We start from the raw sequence: 4,938 nt of genomic DNA on the forward strand, positions 1-4,938 counted from the left end.
TGGATATTTTTAAAGACATTTCTTCAGCAACAGCAAGTAGAGATTTAAAGAAAGGAGCTGAATTAGATTTATTTGAAAAAATAGGAGAAAAAAACAAAACAATCTATCGTTTAAAATAACTGGGCACAACACCGTATATAATTTATTACTAGTACTCGCCTACTTACGAAAATCCTTGGCGGATTTTCTATTCCGTTTTTATTTACTATTTTAGGTGCTTCAAAAACGCAACAAATCATATACCAAACGTTAGCTGTAATTTACACGCAGAAATATAAACTACAAAAGAAATAACTATGAATAATGATATATTTTTAGATTTTTCAGAATCTTTAAAATTAGTTCGAAAAACTCGAATAGAAGATTTCGTTCAAGATAAAAATATTGATGACATTTACACAGATTTACTGCCCAATAATGGAATTATTAGTAAATTAAACCTACCTAGAACAACAATTCTTGTAGGTAGGAAAGGTACTGGAAAATCAACAATTTTTCAAAAATCTCAAAAAGATTTAATTAAAAACACAAAATGTATTTCAATATATATTGATGTTAAATCTTTATATGACAATTCAACACCAATTATACCTAGTGAAGCTAAAAATTTAGGTTCTGAATTACAAAAATATCTTTTATATAGCAGCTTGTTAAAGGAAATAATTATTGAAACAAAAAATAGATTAAAAGATTTTGTGCAAGTTTCAATTTTACAAAAAATATTAGGTTTTGATTTAGAACAAATTAAATTAATTGAAGAGCAATTAAATGAAATTGAAGAATCTATAACTGATGTAATAAAAACTATAGATGGTTCATTAATACGAAACTACAAACAAACTAATGAAAATAATGGAGAACTTACCTCCAAAGCAAATTTATCAGTTTCTGCAAATCCAAAACTAGAGATTGGTGCTGAAAAAACAAAGTCAAGTAATTCAAAAACAGAATTTGAGTCTACTTTAATAAACTATTTAGATATAAAGGGTAGCTTAATTAATAAGTTAAAAACAATTAAGCAGATACTTAAAATTGAACATTTATATATATTCTTAGATGATTATTCTGAGATAGATGAAGATGCTCAAAAATTATTTATGGATTGGTTCATTGCCCCATTAAATAATCTCTCAGAAGATTTTGTAAAATTTAAGATAGCTGTTTATCCACATCGTTTTTATTATGGTAAACTTGACAATTCCAAAATTGATGAAATCTCATTAGAATTTTTTGACGCATTTTATACTTTTGAAAAAGAAGTTAATATATCAAAAATGGAATCTCTAGCTCTCGACTATACAAAAAGGCTTCTTGAAAGAAGGTTAAAAATATTTTTCCCAAATAATCATTGGGCTAGATACTTCTCTATTTCAGAAAAAGAACTTTTTAATATTTTGTTTAGTGTATCTTTCAATAACCCAAGAAAAATTGGTTTTATTCTATCATATTGTCATGAATCATGTTTAATTCATGGCACCAAAATTTCATTAGAAGCAATTGAGAACGCCTCTAAAAGATACTATACAGATGTTATATTAAAATATTTTCTTGCCAACCAATACGTTACACGTCCTTTTGAAGAAAAAATATCTAATGAATTACAATTTGAATTATTAAACCAAATAATAAAACGACAGAAAATCAATGGTTCACCTGTAAATAGAGCAAGAATCAAAGGAAAACCATCCAATCACTTTACAGTCAATCAAGATGTCACTTCTTTATTAGATAATTTAGAATTAAATGGTTTTATAACTACTTACAACAATATCAATGATAACAATGAACAACTATCTGTAATATATTCACTTGATTATGGATTGTGTAAACTACATAATCTTAATTTTTCTAGAGCTTTAGACAATAAATTAATAAAATATTTTTCACATCCAAGATTTAACATGAATGTATTGATTTCTGATTACTTCAATACAACACAGATTATTAAATGTAATAATGGGCACGAATTTCCGTATGAAATGTTACCTATGCTAAAGAGGTATAAAATGAGATGTCCAGATTGTATGGATGAAGAAAAATCAGGAATATGTGAAATTACATTATCAAATGTAGAACTAAAAGAAAAGTTAAAATCAATTGAAATAAAACGCTTTAAAAACTTCAATATTTTAGAATTTCAAATATTAGATTATTTAAACACTATAAAGAAAGCAGTAAGTATTAATAAACTTTCTTCTAGTATAGACAAAGGTGAAATTTCTATAACAAAAAATATTAATAAACTTATTGAAAGAGGTTTAGTATCCCAAGATAATGAAGCTAGTAGAGCATTGAGAAAAGAAGTATATCATATATCTGAAAAAGGATCTATATTAATGAAGGTGTTTTTAGAGTTAATAAATAAAACTACAGCTAACACCGTATAAAATTAATTGCTGGTTTTAGCATACTTACGAAAGTCCTCGTAGACTTTATAGCTGTGATTTATTTACTAACTTTAATACTCAAAACACGCAACTAATATTATACAATCACGTTATGCCCAATTAAAAAACCACTATGATAAATAAGAATGTAGATATAACAATTCCTTTACTTTGGGGAGAAGAACACTTCGTTAAAAATGAATGGGGAACAATTAATTATTTAGTTGGAGCAAACGGAACTGGGAAATCACTTTTAGCAGAACAAATTAAAAATAGATTTTCTGGAGGTGGATTTAAGCCAAGATATTTGAATGCAGAACGATTAGTTGGACTTGAAAAAGAACAAGAAGGAAGATATGGTGGAGGAAATCTAAAACAAGGCTTTAACATAACATATTTAGAAGATTACAAAAGTAGAGCTGAAACATCTGGTCTATCTTCTTCGGCAATTATAATTCTTAAGCAACGGCTCGATATACGAATTAAAATCGAAGCACTTCTCTCGGATATATTTGGGAAAACAATACGTTTAGCTGAAGAAGGTGGTTATCTTAAACCCAAGATGCAAAATATTGAAGCTGGAGAAGAATACAATTTAAGTGAAAGCGAATGCCACGGTTTAAAAGAATTAATAACACTATTAACCTTTTTATATGACCCAGCAAAGAATTGTATAATATTTGATGAACCTGAACTTCATCTACACCCTCAATTTCAATCATTTTTCCTTCAAGAAATTAGAAAAATAGCAGGAAATCCGATAGAAGACCCGAGTAAAAAAATGTTCTTTATTATAACTCATTCACCCTATTTTATTGATTTAAAATCGTTAGATGAGTTAAGTAATATCCTAGTTTGTCACTACAACAAAATTCCTACTTACGTTAATGAATTAGAAGCTCAAGACAAATACATATTAAATAAATTTCTTCCTCGATTTAATACTCATCATAAGCAATTTTTCTTTTCACCAAACCCTGTTTTTGTAGAGGGCTACACAGACCAACAGATAATATCAATACTATTTGAAAAATTAGGAATCAACATTGGTGCTTCTGGTTCTTGCATAATTGATGTTGGTGGAAAAGATGAACTTGGTGTATTCTTTAGATTGTGTAAAGCATTACAAATTAACTGTCGTATAATTGCTGATTTAGATGCTGTTTTTAGAGGTAAACTTCGAGAAGTAGTTTGTGAAGATGAACGTTCAAAAACATATGTTCAAGAACAAGGTATTGGAGCAAATTTATCCGGAGAAATAGGAGATTTGGAAACACATTTAACTTCCATTGCTAACTACATTTCAGCACAAGAATTACACATACCTCACTTAATCGAGCTTAAAGAAAAAATAGACTCATTTCCTATTGAGAAAGAACATTCGAAAAGAGTAACTATTTTGCTTGCGATTTCAAGACACGAAGCAGATATAAGAGCAACATTGAATGCTGAAAATATAGCAAACCTTAATTTAATAATAGGAAGACTATCACAATTATTTAATGCATTTAAAGCCTGTGATACATTCATATTTCCAAAAGGAGAAATTGAACATTATTATACACAATCAGAAGTCAATTATTTATCGATTACGAACAAGGATACCTACTTTCATACAGAGCGTGATTTTTTACTTCAATTAGAAACAAAAGAGGACATATTAAATAATTATCCAGAGCTAACAGAAATAATTAAAGAAGCAGTTCCGTCAATTGAAATTGAAATATTAAAGCATCTTAAGTTTGAAATTTTTGAATGGATCCATAAAGTTCAAACGGGAATTGCTAAAGGAGAAATAGATAATGAAAACGACCTAAAACGTAATGTTAAAATTAATTATTCTTTGTATAATCAAATATTAGAATTACAGGAATTGAATATTGAAGAGAACAGAACTTTTGAGTGTCGAATTATTATAAAGGAGACAATTTCAGCGGAACAACCTGTTGTTAATTTTAATCAATTGACAAATGCTCATAATTTTAAAATATAAAAAACTGGGCATAACACCGTATATAATTTATTGCTGGCTTCTCGCCTACTTACGAAAGTCCTCGCGGACTTTCTTGGTCGGTAATTATTTACTAAATTAATTGCTTGAAACACGCAACAAACCATATACAAACACGTTACAAGTAATTGGCAAAAATTACGCAATTAGAACCTGATTTTTAAGTAAATACAGAAATTTAAAAATATCGATAGAAAAATATTACGAATAAAATTTAGAATCTATAAATACTTGAATTTACTCTAAATATGAAAATAAAATTGACCGAATTATTACGTAAAATTTGAATTTATAACATTTGTATAATTGAGAAAAATACAGAATAGAAATTGCAAAATTTACGTAAAATCTGAAAATAAAATCGACTGAATTATTAWTTAAKTGCTTSAAAAATGCAACAAACCATATATAAATCGTTACAAGTAATTGGCAAAAATTACGTAATTAGAACCTTATTTTTAAGTAAATACAGAAATTAAATTTCTGTATTTACTTAAAAATAAGGTTCTAATTACGTAATTTTTGCCAATTACTTGTAAC

Annotated in this window: 2 protein-coding genes and 1 pseudogene; all 3 read left to right on the forward strand. The window is 27.5% G+C overall.

Features of this window, described 5'->3' with window-relative positions; genetic code table 11:
* Positions 1-119: pseudogene (locus tag L0U72_RS11815) on the forward strand (Fic family protein); the annotation flags it as partial.
* Between the two features lie 177 nt (positions 120-296).
* Positions 297-2,387, forward strand: a complete 2,091-nt coding sequence (locus L0U72_RS11660) for a hypothetical protein (RefSeq protein WP_233899376.1) — start codon at positions 297-299, stop codon at positions 2,385-2,387.
* A 133-nt stretch (positions 2,388-2,520) separates the two neighbouring features.
* Positions 2,521-4,380, forward strand: coding sequence for an ATP-dependent nuclease (locus tag L0U72_RS11665; RefSeq protein WP_233899378.1), 1,860 nt, complete (start codon positions 2,521-2,523; stop codon positions 4,378-4,380).
* Positions 4,381-4,938: the final 558 nt, after the last annotated feature.

The organism is Tenacibaculum piscium, assembly GCF_021390755.1.
GTDB classification, from domain to species: domain Bacteria; phylum Bacteroidota; class Bacteroidia; order Flavobacteriales; family Flavobacteriaceae; genus Polaribacter; species Polaribacter piscius.